This is a genomic window from Bradyrhizobium sp. BRP22, assembly GCF_020194175.1.
In the GTDB taxonomy this organism is placed as follows: Bacteria; Pseudomonadota; Alphaproteobacteria; order Rhizobiales; family Xanthobacteraceae; genus Bradyrhizobium.
Genome location: NZ_JADYVX010000001.1, coordinates 178,636 through 196,253, shown reverse-complemented (window position 1 = coordinate 196,253; position 17,618 = coordinate 178,636). Strand labels below are relative to the sequence as shown.

Sequence of the window (17,618 nt, the reverse complement as noted above, 5' to 3'; positions counted from 1 at the left end):
GTGGCGCTCCCTTGTATTTTCAATTGATTGTTGTAGCAATAGCCAATATGGCGCGAGCAAGGATGGGACGAACGTCATGAGGGACACCCTGCGAACCGACGAAGGTGCAGGTCCTGCCAATATAGCAGGCCCGCAAACGCGGTCGCAAGTAGCCTATGTGAATCCGATCAGCTCGCCGAGAGGCGCGCCTAGCGCGTGGATCCCGCTATACAGACCTTATCTCTGTGGAAAAGAGAAAGAGTACGTCAATCAGTGCCTGGATTCGTCGTGGATATCCTCGCGCGGCGCTTTCGTTGAGCGCTTCGAGGCGAAATTCGCCTCGTTGACCGGAGCTGCTCACGTCACCAGCGTTTGCAATGGCACCGTTGCACTTCATCTGGCGCTCGAGACTCTCGGATTCGCTGCGGGCGATGAAATCATCGTACCGACGTTGACCTATGTGGCCTCCGTGAACACCATCATTCAGGCGGGCGCGACGCCGGTCTTCGTGGATTCACGTGAGGACACCTGGCAGATCGATCCGGACGATGTGCGTCGCAAAATTACGCCGCAGACAAAGGCCGTGATGGCTGTGCATCTATACGGACAAGCGTGCGAGATGGACGCGCTGGTTAACATATGTGAAGAATTCGATCTGTGGCTGATCGAGGACTGCGCGGAAGCTTTCGGCACTTACTACAAGGGCCAGCACGTCGGAACCTTCGGGGATTTCGCGACCTTCAGCTTTTTCGGAAACAAGACCATCACCACGGGTGAAGGCGGCATGGTGGTCGCCAAGAACAAGGATCACCTGGATCGCGCGTACCACCTCAAGACCCAGGCTGTGTCGCCAGATCGCGAATACTGGCATGACGCAGTCGGATACAACTATCGGATGACCAACATCTGTGCGGCGATCGGCCTGGCTCAGCTCGAAAATGCGAGCTCGATTCTCGAGAAGAAGCGCCAGATCGCCGCATGGTACCAGCAAGGCCTCGAAGGACTTCCGCTGAGATTGCTGGGAGAATTCCCCGACACCACCAATTCATATTGGATGTGTTCGATCGTGGTTGACGATCCGGATGTTCGGCAACCGCTCAGGGATTGGCTGAAAGCGGCGAATATCGAAACGCGCCCTGTGTTCTATCCGTGTCACACGCTTCCGCACTGCAAAGCCGAAGGGACGCACCCCGTGGCGCAGTCCTTGAGTGCAAGGGGCTTGAACCTTCCGAGCTTTCCGGAACTCTCGCTGGAAAGCGTCACTGCGGTCTGCACGGTGATTCGTTCCTTCTTCCGGTCGGGAGCCAATGAAAGGTGACAGCGGGCTCCTGATACTGGGATTCGGAGGACACGCCCGAAGCGTCGCCGCAGTTGCGATCGCAAATGGCGTGCGGTCGCTCCTGTTCGTGGATGAAAATGCAAGAGATGATGAGTCCTTCCTCGGCTTTCAGGTAAGGCGCGAGCTCCCCGAGACGATGCCGCCGGGATGGTCGTGCATCCCCGGGGTCGGCGACAACGCCAAGCGGAAGCGGCAAGTTGAATTCGCGCAATCGGCGGGGTGGGATTTGGCAAAAATTATCTCGAGCCATGCAACAGTGGATGTGGGCGCCTCGATATCGCCCGGATGCTTTGTGGGACATCACGCCCATATTGGTCCCATGGCGCGAGTCGGGCAGGGTTGCATCATCAACACCGGCGCAATCGTCGAGCACGAATCCGAAGTGGGCGATTTTTCGCACATCTCGGTAAATTCAGTGGTGGCAGGACGGAGCCGTGTCGGCAACTTCGTTTTCCTCGGGACAGGCGCGACCGTGATCGATGGCATCAGCGTCGGCGACAACATCACGATCGGTGCCGGCGCAGCGGTGATCAAATCCTTGAACGCGCCCGGGACCTATGTCGGCTGCCCGGCAAGACCTCTCTCGACAGGCGGCCGCACCGTCTACTGAGCTTTGACTTGAGGACGAAGATCCGAGCCGGCCCCATCCCAATCCTTGGCTTCCCATGCAGTATGCTGACCGGTCTTTTCCACGTCGATGGCATTTCGAGCTGACCGGATCCAGCGAACTGGCTGCTCTGGCGCTGCTCGCGGTCTATCTGGTGATCGTCGTGACATCGTTGACCGCGGTGGAGCTTGCTGCAGGGGTCGCTCTCAGCCCGTCGTGGACCGCCGTGCTTGGTACGGCAATATCGCTATGCCTGTTGCCGCTGTTCGCCTTCGCGAACTTCAGCTTCGGATATTCGGTGGGCGTGGCATTCTTCGGAATGGTTACCGGCTTTGTCTGGCTCAGCTACTTCACCTCCTCCCGCTATGACCCCGTCATCGCGCGCTGGTCGGTGCTTGCATCTTTAGTGGCATTCCTGATGCCGGCTCTGCTTCAGAGCCGGCCGGCGCCACGAATGTTCAGACTCAAGGCGAAGACAATGGATCTCTGCGTCAAGATCCTGCTCATCATCGCGGCGCTGATTCTGCTGCTGAACTTCCGCTACGGCTTCGCCCTTGTAGGATTGCGCGCGGCGGAACAGCTACGCGCCGGCATAGCGCGGCCAACTCTTCTGAACTATGCGACCAACAATGTCATTTATGCCGTGCTGCCGTTTGCATTCGCCTTCTACGCGCAGCGCGGATCGCGCCTGCTCGCCGCGGTCAGCCTGCTGCTGATACCATGCTTCTACCCGACATTACTGAACAAGACAGTTCTGTTCGCTGCAGTATGGCTTCCCTTCGTCTTTCTGATCTTTCGATCCTTCGAGCCGAAGCAGGCGGCCGTCATCTCCCTCGGCACCCCGCTCGCGTTCGGATTACTCGTTCACGCGATCCTGCCCGCGGAGAATCCGATCGCCCATTTCGTGTTCGGCTACACGAACGAGCGAATGTTTGCGATCCCTTCGATCGCAATCGACTATTATGCCGATTTCTTTGCCGCGCATCCGAAGACTTACTTCTGCCAGATCAATATCGTCAGAATGATCTCCGGCTGCCATTATTCGGAGCAGCTCAGCGTCATTTTCGCCAATCAGTACGGCGTCGGAAACCTGAATGCTTCATTGTTCGCGACCGAGGGCATCGCCTCGGTCGGCTTGATCTGGTTGCCCCTGGTGATGTTCGTGTGCGGATTGGTGCTCTCCATCGGCAACAGCTGCTCGCGGCATCTCTCGCCCTTGATGATCGCAACGTCATCCACACTTGCCCTGCTGGCGCTGCTCAACGTTCCCTTGAGCACGGCCCTGCTGACCAACGGACTGATGCTGCTGTTCCTTCTCTGGTACGTCTGTCCTGACGAGCGAGACCGGAGCCGCAATTATTCGGAACGGCCCAGTGGCTCATCGGCGGACTTCCGTGCCGATTGCATCATGGAGGGCGGGCCTGTTCACTTCCGCCGCGATGGCGTCAGCGACGCGATCGTCGATGGCCGGGTTGTGGTGTTCGAGAGGTGGGTGCGCTTCTTCAAGTTTCTTCGCGGATAGCGTGCTGCATCCTGCGTTCTCAGAACAGCAGCACGCCGTCGTCAAGCACCTCCGCTTCGGGCCGGTGCGGCGCGGACTTCGACATCAAGCCGAGGCGCTGCATAACGTCGCGATGCACCTGCCGCTCCCGTTCCATCGTGTATTGCGCAAACAGATCGTCCAGCACCGCCTGATCGCTTGATGTCAGCGACAGCTTTACCGCGATTGCGCTCGATGCCTCGAGGCGCGCGGCAGCAGCCGGAAGCGACGTCGACGCCTCGCCGAGTGCAGTCATCAGATCTCGTGCACCGCCCATCAGGGCCTCGAATTCGGCGCCCTCACGGACGAGCCGGTCCATCAGCCGGCCGAGCCGCGCGTTGCCGGCCTCGCTCTCCTGCAGCGTCTGCAGGATCGAAGGCTCGAGCCTGGTCAATTGCGCGGGATTTCCATGATCGCGCAGTTCCTTGAGATCGGCGGCCGCGCGTTCGATGCGGTCGAGGATCGGCTTCAGCCTGGAAGCGCCGGCGGAGACCTGATCCGCGGTCACCTTGAGCTCGTTGGCGATCACGACAAACGCGTTGCCCTTGACGCCGAGATGGCCGGCCTTGAGGCTGGCGTTCATGCCGATCAGGATGATGTCGACGACGGCCTCGCCAAGCCCCGCGATCGCCAGACGAAACTTGCCGAGCGTATCTTCGACGACAGAGAGGGCGGCATCGACTGATTTGCCCGAACTCTCGCAGGTCGCGATCAGTTCGGAGGCCTGCGCCAAGGTTTGCTTGATGACTGCAAGGAACGACTGCGCCTCGCCGTCGCGGCCGCCATAGACTGAGCGCCCTTGCGCGACCACGCCGGTCGCATCACCAAGAATGGCATTCAGCGAACGGACGATCGCGCCGATGTCATCGCCGAATTCGCGCTCCGCATCCTTCAGTTGCGCGGCCTGAAGCTGACGGATGATTTGGGCCCTTTGCGCGCCGGCATCCGCTTCATGACCTGGAACGATGCTCGCCGCCCTCCCGGCAACGCGCCGCAAGCCGCTGCAGACATGCTCCAGACGTTGCCGCGTGCTGTCGCCGGACTGCAGCGAGATGATCGCGCTGCCGACGGCATCGGCGATCTTCCTGGTACTGCTGCCCGCCAGCTCGACGAGATGGACGCTCTTGTCCTGCTGCTCGCGCATCCCCGTATAGGCCGAGATCAGACCGGCGCTCGCCGAGAGAAGCTGTTCGCGATAGAGCTTCTCGAATTCCTTCTGCCGATTGAGCGCGGTTTCGACCGCCACCGACAGCAGCTTCTGATCGCGCGCGCAGCTCTCGATCGAATGCTGGACCGATTGCCCGAGCTCGAAGGCCTCCTTGGTGAAATCAAGGAAACTGTCGCGATCGCCATCCAGCGAAGCCGCCTCGATGCGAGCGCTCCGTGCAATGATCGAGATCATCTGGATGTGTTTGAACAGTGGCGCGATCTGCGCCGATGCCGCCTCGGCATCCTCGCCGATCCGGCCAAGAAGCGCGCTTTCCGCCGGCAGCGCCTCGGCAAGCGCGGTCAGCCGGCCGGCAATGTCCTGCAGTGCTGCCGACGTGCCTTCGATTTCCGCACCCGACATTTCGCGCGAGAGTTCGGTGAGCGCACCTTCGAGCTCCTTGAACAGAGCGTGGCCGCGACCGAGATGATTGCCGACCCTGGCAAAACTATCCTCGATGCGGGACGACACGTCCTCGATGGTCGCAACCGCCGCGGCAACCGTGTCGGTCTGGTCGTCTAAGGGGATCATTGCATCATTCCGTCAGGGCAGGTTGTCCGGCCTGGTGCCAGAGCATGATTTCTCGTGGAATCTGGCTGAGCGAGACCACCTTCTCCACGGCGCCGTGCGCGATCGCCTCCTTCGGCATTCCGAACACCACGCAACTCTCTTCATCCTGCGCGCGCGTCGCAGCGCCAAGCTTGCGCATCTCCAACAGGCCTCTCGCGCCGTCGTCGCCCATTCCCGTCATGATGATCCCGAGCGCATTGCGGCCGGCATACTGGGCGGCCGAACGAAACAGGACGTCGGCCGAGGGCCGATGCCGCGACACCGGCGGACCGTCCTTGATCGCGATGCTGTAACGCAGGCCGGTCCGCTGCAGCAGCATGTGGCGCGCGCCCGGCGCGATATAGGCGCAGCCCGGCTGCACCGGCTCGCCATCCTCCGCCTCTTTCACCGCGATCTGGCACGCGCCGTCGAGACGCCTCGCAAATGCGGCGGTGAAGCCCTGCGGCATGTGCTGGACGATCAGGATCCCCGGACCGTTCGGCGGCAGCGCCTCCAGCACGTCGAGCAGCGCTTCGGTGCCGCCGGTCGAGACGCCGATGCAGACGATGCGTTCGGTGGTCGGCCGCGAACGTCCCTGGATCGGTGGCGGGATGATGGCATCCGCAGTCAGCTTCTTCTCGACGATGCGCCGTTGCAGGCGTGGACGCACGCGCGCACGCGCCGCCGATTTCACGGCTTCGCGCAGCCGGGTCGAACATTCCAGCAGCGCCTGCCGGGTATCGATCCGCGGCTTGGGAACGATATCGACTGCGCCGGCTTCGAAGGCTTCGAACATCTGATCGGAGCCCTCTTCGGTGAGCGAAGAGCAGATGATCACCGGGATCGGGCGCTGCGCCATGATCTTGCGGAGGAACGTGATGCCATCCATGCGCGGCATCTCGATGTCGAGGATGATCACGTCGGGCAATTCGTTCTGCAGCCGGCGTGCCGCGGCGAACGGATCGGATGCGGTCGCCATCACCTCGATCTCGGGATCCTCGCTCAGGATGGTCGTGAGGATTTGGCGCACGGACGCCGAATCGTCCACGATCAGCACGCGAAGTTTCTGCCTGGGCATTGCCGTGCGCTCCACGTTGCTACACTCTAAAGATGGTTGGCTGAACCTGCTTCAATGCCGGCACCGTATTGTGGATCATCGATTCGGAATGTCCCACCATCAGATAGCCTCCCGGCCGCAGATGGGAGCAAAGCTGATCGACCACCTTGCGCTGCGTCTGCCGGTCGAAATAGATCAGGACGTTCCGGCAGAAGATGATGTCGACGTCACGGTCCACGGGATAGCTTGAATCCATCAAATTCATCCGCATGAAATTCGTCAGTCGCCGCAGTTCCGGCACCACGCGCACCTCGTTGCGCGAGCGGTCTTTCGACGACAGGAAGTAGCGCTTCACGAACTCGGAAGGGACCGGTGCGATAACGTCGCGCGTATAGATCGCAGTCTTGGCAAGCCGCAGGACCGCGGTCGAGATATCGGTGCCGAGGATACGAAACTGGAATCTGGTGCCGGATCTCGTCATGTCGTCGAGAACCATTGCGGTCGTATAGGCTTCCATGCCGGTCGAGCAGGCCGCGCTCCATATCTTCAGGCCGTGCGATCCGCGGCCGCGAGGCTTCAAGAGCACCGGTACCGCGACCTCCTTCAGGAACGTGAAATGCGCCGGCTCGCGGAAGAAATCCGTCTTGTTGGTCGTGACCACATCAATCAGATGTGTGAGCTCGTTGTCAGGCAGGTTTTTGTCGAACAGTTGCTCCACATATTCGTTGAGCCCGGAATAATTGAGCGCGCGGACGCGCTTGTGCAGCCGCCCTTCCAGCATCAGGCGCTTGCCGGCAGGCAGCTTGATGCCCACCTGCCCCTCGATCAATTCAGCGATCGTGCGGAATTGACGATCGGATAGATGTATCCCGGCCCCCAGCATCGCCGATTTCGCAAGCTTAAGCTGCGGCCGATGCGTCGATCCCGACTTCCTCGGCGGGCACTTCCGCATCGGCCATCAATCGCGCGAGGTCGAAGATGATGACGAACTTTTCTCCCTTGCGTCCGATGCCCGCGATGTAGTCGGATTGCCAGCGTCCGCCGACCGAGGGCACGGGACCAATCGAATCCTCGTCGATGTCGGTGACCTCGAACACGCAATCCGCCACGAAGCCGACGCCGACCAGGCGGTCTTTCATCGGCACGTCCAGGATGATGATGCGGGTCGCCTCCGTTGCCGGCACGCTCGGCAGATCGAGCTTCAGCCTGAGGTCGACAATCGGATAGCCACTCCCACGCACGTCGATCATGCCGAGCATGAAATGCGGCGCGTGCGGCAGACGCGAAATCGGGCGCATGTCGAGGATTTCACGAACGTTGCAGATGCTGATGCCGAAGGTCTCCCCGGCGAGACCGAGCGTCAGATATTGAGCCGTGCTGGCCATGTTCCGTCCTTCCGGTCAGAGATCGCAGGGACCGGCCTTGAAGAACCGGTCCCGCGTGTTCCGTTTCTGAGCATGTTCTTTTCGGAAAACCGGTTCCCGTTTCTCAGGATCATGCTCTAGCGCTGAAAATCCGCGTCGCGATCATCCTCGCCGTCTTCCATCGCGAAGGCGAAGCCGCCGCCGCCGGCGGCGGCCGCCTTGTGCGCGCGCACCGGCTTGGCGGCTGGCTTCTTGCCGTTGCGGTCAACGGCCGCCATGGTCGCGGCTTTGGCGCGGAGCTGGCCGACGGCCCTGTCGATCGGCATCGCCGCTGCGGGCCTGTCCTTTGCCTGGTCGATACGGAAATAGGCGATCGTCGACTGCAACTGCTCGGCCTGGGAGGCGAGCTCTTCCGAGGTCGAGGAAACCTGCTCGGATGCGCTGGCGTTCTGCTGGCCGACCTTGTCGAGCTGCTGGATCGCCTGGTTGATCTGCGCCGAGCCGACATCCTGTTCGCGGCAGGCCGCGGTGATCTCCTCCACCAGCTCCGCCGTCTTCTTGATGTCAGGCACCAGCTTGGCCAGCATGCCGCCGGCTTCCTGCGCCACCTTCACGCTCTCCGCCGAAAGCGTGCCGATCTCGGCTGCCGCCGCCTGGCTGCGCTCGGCGAGCTTGCGGACTTCGGACGCGACCACCGCAAAGCCCTTGCCGTGTTCGCCGGCACGGGCTGCCTCGACGGCGGCGTTCAGCGCCAGGAGGTCGGTCTGGCGCGCGATCTCCTGCACGATGGTGATCTTTTCCGCGATCGTCTGCATCGCCTGGACGGCGCGGCCGACCGCACCACCGCTCGCTTCCGCATCCTTGGCCGACTGCGCCGCGATCTTCTCGGTCTGGTTGGCGTTCTCGGCGTTCTGCTTCACATTGGCCGCCATTTCTTCCATCGAGGAGGACGCTTCTTCGGCCGAGGACGCCTGCTCGGTGGCGCCTTGCGAGAGCTGTTCGGCGCTGGCCGAGAGTTCCTGGCTGCCGGCCGAGACGTTCTGCGCCGCCGTCAGCGCTTCGGCGACGATCATGCGCAGCTTCTCGACCATGCGCTCGAGAGCCATGCCGAGCGTGTCCTTGTCCGACAGGCGCTTGGCGTCGACGGTGAGATTACCTTGCGCGATCTCGTTGGCGATGGCTGCCGTTCCGTTCAGGTTGACCGTCATCGCATTCAGCGCCTTGACGAGATCGCCGATCTCGTCATTGCTGACGACGTCGATCTTCTGGCTGAGGTCGCCGATCGCAACCGCATCGGCGAGATTCACGGCTCGGCTGAGCCCGCGGCTGATGTTAAGCGCAATCCAGGTCGCCGCCGCCACGGCGATCACGAACGAGGTGATCACCAGGATGATCAGCAGCATTTCGGCGCGCGCTCCATCCTGCCTTGCCTGCTCGGTCTGCTCGGCCATGGCCTGCTTCACGAGAGAGATGTAAGCATTTGCGGCCGCCAGTGCGTCAGACACGACCTTGCGGCCATCGTTCATCGAACGGTCGGTCGCCGCCAGCTTGTCGACCTTGGCGAGGCGAACCGTCTCGTCCTGATAGGCATTCATCTTGACGTAGGCGGCCGAAAAGCCATCGATCAGCTTTTTGCCTCTGTCGGTCGCTCCGGCATAGATCTCGTCTCTGGTCTTGAACAGCGGCTCGCGAATCTTCGCCAACTCGGCGACGAACTGATCGTAGTCCTTTTCCGGAGCGATGATGGCGTTCTTCTCCGCCCGCACCTGAAGCAGGATGCCCTTTTCAAGCTCGGCAGCCTTGTCCATGCGTCCGGCCCGCGAAACGAGAGTCTCGGCGGTGCTGACCATGTCGCCGAGCTTGATGTAGCCGACCGCGCCCGCGACCATGGACAACAGGATGACAAGGCCAAAGGCGCCGGCCAGCTTTGCTTTGACGGTAAGTCTCATTTCAGCCCCCAAAAGAAATGCTCGAATTATCGGTCGGACCGCGAACGATCCGGCCTGCTAACCCCCTAACTCACGCTTCACCCTTTAGCGCTGAAAGTCAGCGTCGCGATCGTCCTCATCCTCGTCCAATGCGAAGGCGAAACCGCCGCCATTCGCAACCTTGAGCGCGCGACGGGCTTGCGGCTTCGTTTCAGCAACCGGCGGCTTCCTGGCGCCGCGATCGGCAGCCGCCATCGTCGCGGCCTTGGCCCGCAACTGGCTGACGGCCTTGTCGATCGGCGCGGTGGCCGCCTTGCGGCCATGGTCGATGCGGAAGAAGGCGATCGTCGACTGCAACTGCTCGGCCTGCGAGGCGAGTTCTTCCGAGGTCGAGGAAACCTGCTCGGACGCGCTGGCGTTCTGCTGGCCCACCTTGTCGAGTTGCTGGATCGCCTGGTTGATCTGCGCCGAGCCGACGTCCTGCTCGCGGCAGGCCGCGGTGATTTCCTGGACCAGGTCCGCCGTCTTCTTGATGTCCGGCACCAGTTTGGTGAGCATGCCGCCGGCTTCCTGGGCGACCTTGGCGGTCTCCGCCGAGAGCATGCCGATCTCGGCTGCCGCCGCCTGGCTGCGTTCGGCAAGCTTGCGGACTTCGGACGCCACCACCGCAAAGCCCTTGCCGTGCTCGCCGGCGCGCGCGGCCTCGACCGCGGCGTTCAGGGCGAGCAGATCGGTCTGACGCGCGATCTCCTGCACGATGGTGATCTTTTCCGCGATCGTCTGCATCGCCTCGACCGCACGACGCACGGCGGCGCCGCTTGCCTCCGCATCCTTCGCCGATTGCGCCGCGATCTTCTCGGTCTGGTTGGCGTTCTCGGCGTTCTGCTTCACATTGGCCGCCATTTCTTCCATCGAGGAGGAGGCCTCCTCGCCTGCCGAGGCCTGCTCGGTGGCGCCTTGCGACAACTGCTCGGCGCTGGCGGAGAGTTCCTGGCTGCCGGCCGAGACGTTCTGCGCCGCGGTCAGCGCTTCCGACACGATCTGGCGCAGCTTTTCCACCATCGCGTTCAGCGACTTCACGAGATCGCCGATTTCGTCGTTGCTGGAGACATTGATGGTCTGGCTGAGATCGCCCCCGGCGACGGCGCCGGCCAGGCCGACCGCACGGCCCAGCGAGCGGCTGATGCTGATCGAAATCCAGAGCGCCGCCGCGACGCCGATAACGAGCGAGACGAGAACCAGGCTGATCAGGATCATGCTGGCGCGGCGGCCGTCCTCCCTCGCCTGCTCGACCTGCTCCGTCATCGCTTTCTTCGCGTAGGCGATATAGGCGTCGGCCGCCTCCATGGTTTCGCGGACCGCCTCGCGGACGATGGTCATCGACCGCTCGGCGGCCTTTGGCCGGTCCGTTCTCGCGAGCTTGAGCGTCTCGTCCTGGACCGAATTCACTTTTGCGTAGCTGGTAGAAAAGTTCTCGATCAGCCGCTTGCCTTGCTCGCTGGCTGTCGCGTGGATCTCGTCCTTTGTCTTCAGCATGGATTCGCGGATCCTGCCGATCTCGGTCGAAAACCGCTCCATGTCGCTCTCGGGCGCCATGATCATGTTCTTCTCGGCCCTGACCTGCAGCAGCATGCTCTTTTCGAGCTCGGCCGCCTTTTCCATCCGGCCGGCGCGGGCCACCAGACTCTCCGTCGTCGCCGTCAGCTCGTTGAGCTTCATATAGGCCACGGCGCCGCTCGCCGCGGACAGCAGGATGATCGCGCCGAAGGCACTGGCCAACTTCGCCTTGACAGTGAATCTCATTTTCAGCCCCTCAAGTCTCGCCCCCGAGACTTCCTCAATTCAGGATACGTTCCATGTTCGGTACGATGACGAACTCTTCACGCCACTTGGTGATGAAGCGGATGAATTCCGGCTTCCAATGCATGCCCACGCGCGGCGTCTGCTGCACGTCGGTCCGCGAGATCTCGGTGACCTCGTAGACCTTGTCGGCGGTGACGCCGAGCAGAACCGGCTCGTTGTCGATGCCGACCTCGATCACCACGATCCGCGTGTCCGCGGAGTCTTCGGTCTGCGGCATTCCGAAACGGATGCGCAGGTCGGCCAGCGGAATGACGTTGCCGCGCACATTGATGACGCTCGGCACGAACGACCGCGCGCCCGCCACTTTCGTTGCAGGGACCGGATCGATGATCTCGCGCACCAAACCGGCATCGAGCGCGAATTTTTCGCCGCCGAGCCCGATCATGACCACCTGCATCGAGCCGTCTTGGACGGTCTCGGTGCCTTGCTGCCGATCCGCTGCCATCTATGCCGCCTCGTTCATCTGCTGCTTTTCCGCGCGCAACTGCGCCAACCCGACGAGCTGCACCACGTCGAGAATGAGCGCCGCGCTGCCGTCGCCCAGGATGGTCGCGCCGGAAAAGATCGTGACGTCCGAATGCAGCTTCGAAAGCGACTTGATGACGGTCTGGTGATTGCCGATGATCTGGTCGGCAACCAGCCCGACCCGCGTCTCGCCGGTCGAGATGATGATCGTCTTCTGATGCTGTCCGGGCGAACCTGATACGTCGAGAATCTCGCGCAGCCTGAGGAAGGGCACGAGGTTGCCGCGCACGTTGAGGAAATTGCGCCCGCGCGAGCGTTCGTCCTCCGCCGTGAGCTCGACGCATTCCTCGACCGCCGGCAGCGGAATGATGTAGCGCCCCTCGCCGACCCGGATCAGCAGTCCCTCGATGATCGCAAGGGTCAGCGGCAGGCGCAGTGTGACGCACGTTCCCTCGCCGGCCTTGGTCGACAGATCGATCGAACCGCGCATGTTCTCGATGGTGCGCTTGACCACATCCATGCCGACGCCGCGGCCGGACAGCGCCGAGATGGTCTGCGCGGTCGAAAACCCCGGATGGAACAGGAATTGATGGATCTCGTGATCCGACATCGCCGCGCCGGGCGCGATCAATCCTTGCTCTTCCGCCTTGGCGCGAATGCGCGCGGTGTTGAGACCGCCGCCGTTGTCCCTGACGGTGACGAGCACCTGTGCGCCGGAATGGATCGCTTGCAGTTCGATCCGCCCCTTCTCGGTCTTGCCGGCTGTCGCGCGCGTCTCGGAATCCTCGATGCCGTGATCGATCGCGTTGCGGATCAGGTGCACGAGCGGATCGGCGAGACATTCGATCATGGTCTTGTCGAGCTCGGTATCCTCGCCCGAGGTGACGAACTCGACCGGCTTGCCAAGGTCGCGGGACAGGTCATGCACCAGCCTTCGGAAGCGCCCGAACAGCGAGCCGATCGGGACCATCCGCGCGCCCATGGTGGTGTCGCGCAGGCTCGCCGCCAGACGCTCGATCTCCTCCGCGATCATCTTGATCGAGAGATCGGAGCCGGCCGCGGCCAACTGGCTGAGCCGTGCCTGGGCAATGACGAGCTCGCCGACGCGATCCATCAGCTCGTCGAGCCGTTCGGCCTGCACGCGGACGGTGGCGATGCCGCGCTCTTCGGCGCGCTTCGGCTCCTCGCGCTTCCGCTCCGGAGGAGTCGACGGCTCTGCCGCAGCCGGGCTCACGGCGGCGGCCGGAGCTGGGGCCGGAGGCGCCGCCGGCTCAACTTCCGCAACGGGCATTGCAAGCGCCGGCGCTGCGCGCTCGACCTGCGCCAGCGGCACCAACGTCAGCTTCATCTCGTCCTGCACGAACATGAAGACGTCGTCGATGGCGGCCTTGTCGCAGCCGCTATGCAGCGTGACGTCCCATTTCAGGTAGCAATCCTCCGGCTCCAGCTCGTCCAACAGCGGCACGCCATCGGTGAGCGGCACGACGAAGCAGGGGCCGAGCTTGCAGAGATCATCCAGGAGGTCGAGCGGATTGGAGCCGTTGCGCAGAATATGCGACTCAAATTCGAGGCGCAGTTGCCAGCCCGCCGGCCGGCTCTCGCTGACCACCGGTGTTTCGACGCCGGGTTCGGCCGGCAGGACTGGACCGAGGGGTGAAACGAAGCGCTTCAGATCATCCAGGATGGCGTCGCCGATGATCGGGTCGGCGCTATCGGGCGCTTCGATCAGGGCGCGGATGTAATCCTTTGCGGCCAGCGCGACCGCGATCAGTTCCTGCGTCGGCTTGATCTCGCCCTTGCGGACCAGTTCGAAGGCCGTCTCGAACTCGTGGGTGAACGCGGCGACCTTGTCGAAGCCGAACATCGCGCCGGAGCCCTTGATGGTGTGCAGGGCGCGGAACGCCGAATCGACCAGCTCGCGGTCATCGGGACGCAGGCCGAGATCCAGCAAGGCCCCTTCGAGGGTTTCGAAGAGTTCGCTCGCCTCCTGACGGAATATCTCCGTCGGGTCCATGCTGCTCACGACCGCACCAGCTTGTTGACCACCGCGAGCAATTGCTCGGGCTTGAAAGGCTTGGTGATCCACCCGGTGGCGCCGGCGCTCTTGGCTTCCTGCTTCAGCGCGTCGTTGGACTCGGTGGTGAGGAAGACGATCGGCAGGCCGACCTGCGACGGCAGCTTGCGTAGCGCCCGTATCAGTTCGAGGCCGTTCATGACAGGCATGTTCAGGTCGGTGATCACGAGATCAAGCTTGCCCGCCTGCGCCTTCGCCAGGCCCTGCGCGCCGTCACCGGCCTCGATCACGTTATGACCGGCCGGCTCGAGCACGACCTTGATCATCTGGCGGATGCTGGGGGAATCGTCGACCGTCAGGACTGTAGCCATCACACGCCGTCTTTCTTGTGAAAATGCTGGTCGATCATCGCCTCGCTGGAGAAGCCGGCGCGGCGAAGGGTGTTGCGAAGGCTTTGCGAGAACGCGGTCAGCACCACCGGCCGGCCCTGCGCCTTGCCGGTCTCCGCGGTGGAAAGCAGAAGCTGGATCGAGGTGACGTCGGCCTTGTCGACGGCGGAGCAGTCGATCTCCAGCCGATCATTGCGGCTGAAGGCCTCTCGGATCGTTTCATAGACCTGGCGGATCGACGCGATGCTGCAGTCCGGTGGCAATTGTAGCCACCGTTTGGGCTCTGTCACTTCAGCCATTCGCCGTCCCCCGCATTCCCAGTGATTCGCTTTAGTGCGGAATGCGAATCTCTTTCGGCTGAAGTATCGGCAGAGATGGTGATTAAGATGTTAATCAACCACGATCTCGATTTCAGGCAAGACGCCCGTACGAATACGGTGCCAAGGATTTGATGGGTAGTCTGGTACGATTCACGCCGCGCTTTTGCGCGCATCGAGAGGGCTGCGCAATTGACGATTGTCGCGCTTAGGTCGACGTTAAGAGCCGGCGCAGTAGCTAATTCTCTCGTACAACCGACCGTTGCGTACCCGGACACCGATGCTTACACAAGCGCTTCTCGTTGACGACAGCCGCTCTGTCCTCGACTTCCTCACGCGGCTCCTGGAAGCCGATGGCGCCGTTCAGGTCACGGCGTACACCGATCCGCTGCAGGCGATGACGTCGGCAATGCAACGGCAATATGACATCGTGCTGGTGGACTATGAGATGCCGAGGATGGACGGGGTCGCGTTCATCCGCGAGCTTCGCGCGCTGCAGAACTTCGCCAACATTCCGGTCGTGATGATCACCTCGATCCAGACCGACGAGGTGCGGATGAAGGCGCTCGAGGCCGGCGCCACCGATTTCCTGCCGAAGCATCCGCAAACCCTGGAGACAAGGGTTCGGCTGAGAAATCTCGTCCGGCTCGGCATTGCCGTTCGGCAATTGAACGACCGCGCCGCCGACCTCGCAAGGGAAGTCGCCAGCGCCACGCAGAAGCTGCAGGAGCGCGAGGAGGAGATCATCCTGCGTGTGGCGCTCGCGGTCGAATATCGGGACAACGACACCGGAGAGCACACGCTTCGGGTAGCAAAATACAGCCGCATCATTGCCGAAGAACTCGGCCTGCCATCCCGACTCATCCGCGACATTTATCTCGCGGCCCCCCTGCACGATGTCGGCAAGGTCGCGATACCGGATAGCATCCTGCTCAAGCCGGGCCGACTGAACGCGGAGGAAATCGCGATCATACGCACCCACGCCGCGATCGGCGGACGCATCCTTGCCGACAGTCATTGCGAGCTGATCCAGCTCGGAGCCGAGATCGCCGCCGCTCATCACGAGCGCTGGGACGGCAGCGGCTATCCGAGCGGGCTCAACGGGACCGACATTCCGATCGCGGCGCGCGTCGTTGCGGTCGCCGACGTCTTCGATGCGCTGACGATGAAGCGCCCGTACAAGGACCCGATGCCGCTTGTGGACGCGCGTCGTTACCTCGAGGAAAACAAGGCACGCCAATTCGACCCGGCCTGCGTCGACGCCTTCCTGTCACGCTGGAACGAAGTCATGGCGATCGCGACCGCGCAACATGGAATGGCGCGGTGGCAGGCGGAAATGCGCACACTTTCGGGCGGCTCGTTTCAGTTGCAATCAAGCTCGGTTACGTAACATCGCCGCGAGCGAGCATCTCCTGCCCGCAACATCCTCACGCATGCGCTCACGCGCCATTGAGCGAACGTGAGGAGATTCCCTCTTTAAACCGCGCGTTGCGATCCGCACTTGCCGTGGGGAGCCACCCATCATCGGCTTCGCTTCCTGATGGAGAATACCAATGTCAAAAATCAAATTCCTGTCGATCGCGCTGGTCGCTGCGGCGACACTTGCGACTCCCGCGATGGCTCGCGAACACACGCGGCACGTCGCGCGCGCCGCTGCCGTCGTCGCGGCGCCGGAGCAGGTCTATGTCGGCGGACCGGGCTGCATTCCTGCCCCGCGCGTCGGCGCATTCGCGTCGCAGCCCTGGACCGACGGCAACGTTCCCTGTGAACCCGGCACCGGCTACGGCTATTACGGCTACGGCTCTTATTGATCCGGTCGCCTTGCGCCACCGTCGAACGTTGGCCAGCACTGGCCCGGGATCGAGTATCCTGTCGCTCACGCTGACAGTTGAAACTGAAGAGGCCGGACCGCTTGCGCGGTCCCGGCCGCTTTTTCTTTATTCATAGTCTCGCCGATTCAAGCGATTAGCGCTGCGCTATTGCTGCGCGCCTCGCAGGGGCTGCGCGCAAATTTAAAGTGATATCCGGCTGCATTCCTAAAGACGAATTTAGTGGATGCGCGGTCGAACGCGCCTACGTTTCAATCCGTCGGAGAACTCGGCCGGCTCGCTGTCTGGCGCCGTCGATGCCGGCGCTTCATTCACGGAGTGAAGTGTCATGATGAGACGATGGACAGTGATCTCGGCGACAGCCCTCCTTCCTGCGTTGTTCGCGGGCCATGCCGCCGTCGCGCAAGTGACGGGCATGGCGACGCCGACGCCGACACTCGAAGCAACCTCGCCGCTGGGAAGCGCGACGGGTTCACCGATCTCACCCACGGGAATTCCGCTGGGTGCGACTGAGCTCTCATCTCCAGGCCTCAGTCCGCTCGCGGCACCTGCGACGGGCACGATCGCCATTCCAAGCAGCGGCACGGTCTGCTCCACCGTTGGAACAGCGCCCGCGCAAATGTTCGGATCATCCGCCACGTTCGACGGGGCTGGAATGGCGGTCGGGGCGAACGCGCCTGCGACCGCGGCAATGGCGGGCAACACGGCGCTAACGCCGGGCATGTCATCAGCGATATCAGCGACATCCGGAGTATCGACAACTTCAGGCACGCTCGAGAGCTCCGGCATGGCGACGGCATCCGGCATCATCGACACATCGGGGACGTCTGGGATGTGCGGCTCTGGCTCGACCAGCGTTACCGCATCATCAACGCCGTCATCGACTTCGCCCACGACATCGGGCGGTGTAGCTCGAACCGGCATTCCTCTCGACTCGTCCGAGATCAGCAATCTCGGCGTCAGCTCGGCAGCGCCGGTGCCGACGCCCGGCGTATCGCCCACCCTGGGCATCGTCGGACCGGCTGCAGCGCTGCCGACAGTGCCGACGATTCTCATGCCCGCTCCAACCGCCTCCACGATGGCAGGCAGCGCCTGCTCAACCCTCCTGACGGGCACTGTCACCTCAAGCGCAGTCATTCCGGGTTGCTAACCAACCCTCTCAGCGAAGCCA

The 17,618-nt window shown here is 62.6% G+C and carries 16 protein-coding genes; 5 read left to right on the top strand and 11 right to left on the bottom strand.

The genetic code is table 11. From position 1 onward, the window contains the following. The first annotated feature begins 76 nt into the window (after positions 1–76). The 3 genes from I6F35_RS00860 to I6F35_RS00850 are packed head-to-tail and all read left to right on the top strand — an operon-like array spanning position 77 to position 3,447. Positions 77–1,297: a DegT/DnrJ/EryC1/StrS aminotransferase family protein gene (locus tag I6F35_RS00860; RefSeq protein ID WP_225115741.1), complete on the top strand. Its 1,221-nt coding sequence runs from the start codon at positions 77–79 to the stop codon at positions 1,295–1,297. Beyond that, positions 1,287–1,928 carry an acetyltransferase gene (locus I6F35_RS00855; protein WP_225115740.1) on the top strand — a complete coding sequence of 214 codons (642 nt, stop codon included), beginning with the start codon at positions 1,287–1,289 and terminating at the stop codon, positions 1,926–1,928. Before I6F35_RS00860 ends, I6F35_RS00855 begins: the two co-directional genes overlap by 11 nt. A gap of 55 nt (positions 1,929–1,983) precedes the next feature. After that, positions 1,984–3,447: a hypothetical protein gene (locus I6F35_RS00850; RefSeq protein WP_225115739.1), complete on the top strand. Its 1,464-nt coding sequence runs from the start codon at positions 1,984–1,986 to the stop codon at positions 3,445–3,447. A gap of 19 nt (positions 3,448–3,466) precedes the next feature. Here the strand turns inward: I6F35_RS00850 and I6F35_RS00845 are convergent, their stop codons facing one another. The 10 genes from I6F35_RS00845 to I6F35_RS00800 form a co-directional block, all read right to left on the bottom strand. Further along, positions 3,467–5,203, bottom strand: coding sequence for a chemotaxis protein (locus tag I6F35_RS00845; RefSeq protein WP_225115738.1), 1,737 nt, complete (start codon positions 5,201–5,203; stop codon positions 3,467–3,469). A gap of 4 nt (positions 5,204–5,207) precedes the next feature. Further along, positions 5,208–6,299 (bottom strand): chemotaxis response regulator protein-glutamate methylesterase, encoded by a 1,092-nt coding sequence (locus tag I6F35_RS00840; RefSeq protein WP_225115737.1) that lies wholly within the window; start codon positions 6,297–6,299, stop codon positions 5,208–5,210. A gap of 19 nt (positions 6,300–6,318) precedes the next feature. Continuing rightward, positions 6,319–7,161, bottom strand: coding sequence for a CheR family methyltransferase (locus tag I6F35_RS00835; protein ID WP_225115736.1), 843 nt, complete (start codon positions 7,159–7,161; stop codon positions 6,319–6,321). A 16-nt stretch (positions 7,162–7,177) separates the two neighbouring features. Next, complete coding sequence (locus tag I6F35_RS00830) at positions 7,178–7,663, bottom strand: chemotaxis protein CheW (RefSeq protein ID WP_225115735.1); 486 nt, start codon at positions 7,661–7,663, stop codon at positions 7,178–7,180. 116 nt (positions 7,664–7,779) lie between these two features. Next, positions 7,780–9,591 carry a methyl-accepting chemotaxis protein gene (locus I6F35_RS00825; protein WP_225115734.1) on the bottom strand — a complete coding sequence of 604 codons (1,812 nt, stop codon included), beginning with the start codon at positions 9,589–9,591 and terminating at the stop codon, positions 7,780–7,782. An 84-nt stretch (positions 9,592–9,675) separates the two neighbouring features. Then, positions 9,676–11,373, bottom strand: coding sequence for a methyl-accepting chemotaxis protein (locus tag I6F35_RS00820; protein WP_225115733.1), 1,698 nt, complete (start codon positions 11,371–11,373; stop codon positions 9,676–9,678). A 34-nt stretch (positions 11,374–11,407) separates the two neighbouring features. Beyond that, positions 11,408–11,878 (bottom strand): chemotaxis protein CheW, encoded by a 471-nt coding sequence (locus I6F35_RS00815; protein WP_225115732.1) that lies wholly within the window; start codon positions 11,876–11,878, stop codon positions 11,408–11,410. Next, complete coding sequence (locus tag I6F35_RS00810) at positions 11,879–13,921, bottom strand: chemotaxis protein CheA (RefSeq protein ID WP_225115731.1); 2,043 nt, start codon at positions 13,919–13,921, stop codon at positions 11,879–11,881. Continuing rightward, positions 13,918–14,283 carry a response regulator gene (locus I6F35_RS00805; RefSeq protein WP_225115730.1) on the bottom strand — a complete coding sequence of 122 codons (366 nt, stop codon included), beginning with the start codon at positions 14,281–14,283 and terminating at the stop codon, positions 13,918–13,920. The genes I6F35_RS00810 and I6F35_RS00805 overlap by 4 nt, the downstream gene beginning before the upstream one ends. Next, on the bottom strand, positions 14,283–14,600 hold the full coding sequence (locus I6F35_RS00800) for an STAS domain-containing protein (RefSeq protein ID WP_225115729.1): 318 nt from the start codon (positions 14,598–14,600) through the stop codon (positions 14,283–14,285). Before I6F35_RS00800 ends, I6F35_RS00805 begins: the two co-directional genes overlap by 1 nt. 298 nt (positions 14,601–14,898) lie before the next feature. Between I6F35_RS00800 and I6F35_RS00795 the strand changes: the two genes are divergently transcribed. Then, on the top strand, positions 14,899–16,008 hold the full coding sequence (locus I6F35_RS00795; RefSeq protein WP_225115728.1) for an HD domain-containing phosphohydrolase: 1,110 nt from the start codon (positions 14,899–14,901) through the stop codon (positions 16,006–16,008). A 163-nt stretch (positions 16,009–16,171) separates the two neighbouring features. Beyond that, positions 16,172–16,429, top strand: a complete 258-nt coding sequence (locus I6F35_RS00790; RefSeq protein ID WP_225115727.1) for a hypothetical protein — start codon at positions 16,172–16,174, stop codon at positions 16,427–16,429. A 237-nt stretch (positions 16,430–16,666) separates the two neighbouring features. Here the strand turns inward: I6F35_RS00790 and I6F35_RS00785 are convergent, their stop codons facing one another. After that, positions 16,667–17,584 carry a hypothetical protein gene (locus tag I6F35_RS00785; protein ID WP_225115726.1) on the bottom strand — a complete coding sequence of 306 codons (918 nt, stop codon included), beginning with the start codon at positions 17,582–17,584 and terminating at the stop codon, positions 16,667–16,669. Positions 17,585–17,618 lie beyond the last annotated feature (34 nt).

Bases quoted from the DNA above. Each gene is read 5' to 3' on its own strand.
- I6F35_RS00845 (WP_225115738.1), bottom strand. From the start codon at position 5,203: ATGATCCCCTTAGACGACCAGACCGACACGGTTGCCGCGGCGGTTGCG.
- I6F35_RS00825 (WP_225115734.1), bottom strand. From the start codon at position 9,591: ATGAGACTTACCGTCAAAGCAAAGCTGGCCGGCGCCTTTGGCCTTGTC.
- I6F35_RS00805 (WP_225115730.1), bottom strand. From the start codon at position 14,283: ATGGCTACAGTCCTGACGGTCGACGATTCCCCCAGCATCCGCCAGATG.
- I6F35_RS00785 (WP_225115726.1), bottom strand. From the start codon at position 17,584: ATGACTGCGCTTGAGGTGACAGTGCCCGTCAGGAGGGTTGAGCAGGCG.
- I6F35_RS00790 (WP_225115727.1), top strand. From the start codon at position 16,172: ATGTCAAAAATCAAATTCCTGTCGATCGCGCTGGTCGCTGCGGCGACA.
- I6F35_RS00840 (WP_225115737.1), bottom strand. From the start codon at position 6,299: ATGCCCAGGCAGAAACTTCGCGTGCTGATCGTGGACGATTCGGCGTCC.
- I6F35_RS00830 (WP_225115735.1), bottom strand. From the start codon at position 7,663: ATGGCCAGCACGGCTCAATATCTGACGCTCGGTCTCGCCGGGGAGACC.
- I6F35_RS00850 (WP_225115739.1), top strand. From the start codon at position 1,984: ATGCAGTATGCTGACCGGTCTTTTCCACGTCGATGGCATTTCGAGCTG.
- I6F35_RS00835 (WP_225115736.1), bottom strand. From the start codon at position 7,161: ATGCTGGGGGCCGGGATACATCTATCCGATCGTCAATTCCGCACGATC.
- I6F35_RS00855 (WP_225115740.1), top strand. From the start codon at position 1,287: ATGAAAGGTGACAGCGGGCTCCTGATACTGGGATTCGGAGGACACGCC.
- I6F35_RS00800 (WP_225115729.1), bottom strand. From the start codon at position 14,600: ATGGCTGAAGTGACAGAGCCCAAACGGTGGCTACAATTGCCACCGGAC.
- I6F35_RS00795 (WP_225115728.1), top strand. From the start codon at position 14,899: ATGCTTACACAAGCGCTTCTCGTTGACGACAGCCGCTCTGTCCTCGAC.
- I6F35_RS00815 (WP_225115732.1), bottom strand. From the start codon at position 11,878: ATGGCAGCGGATCGGCAGCAAGGCACCGAGACCGTCCAAGACGGCTCG.
- I6F35_RS00860 (WP_225115741.1), top strand. From the start codon at position 77: ATGAGGGACACCCTGCGAACCGACGAAGGTGCAGGTCCTGCCAATATA.
- I6F35_RS00820 (WP_225115733.1), bottom strand. From the start codon at position 11,373: ATGAGATTCACTGTCAAGGCGAAGTTGGCCAGTGCCTTCGGCGCGATC.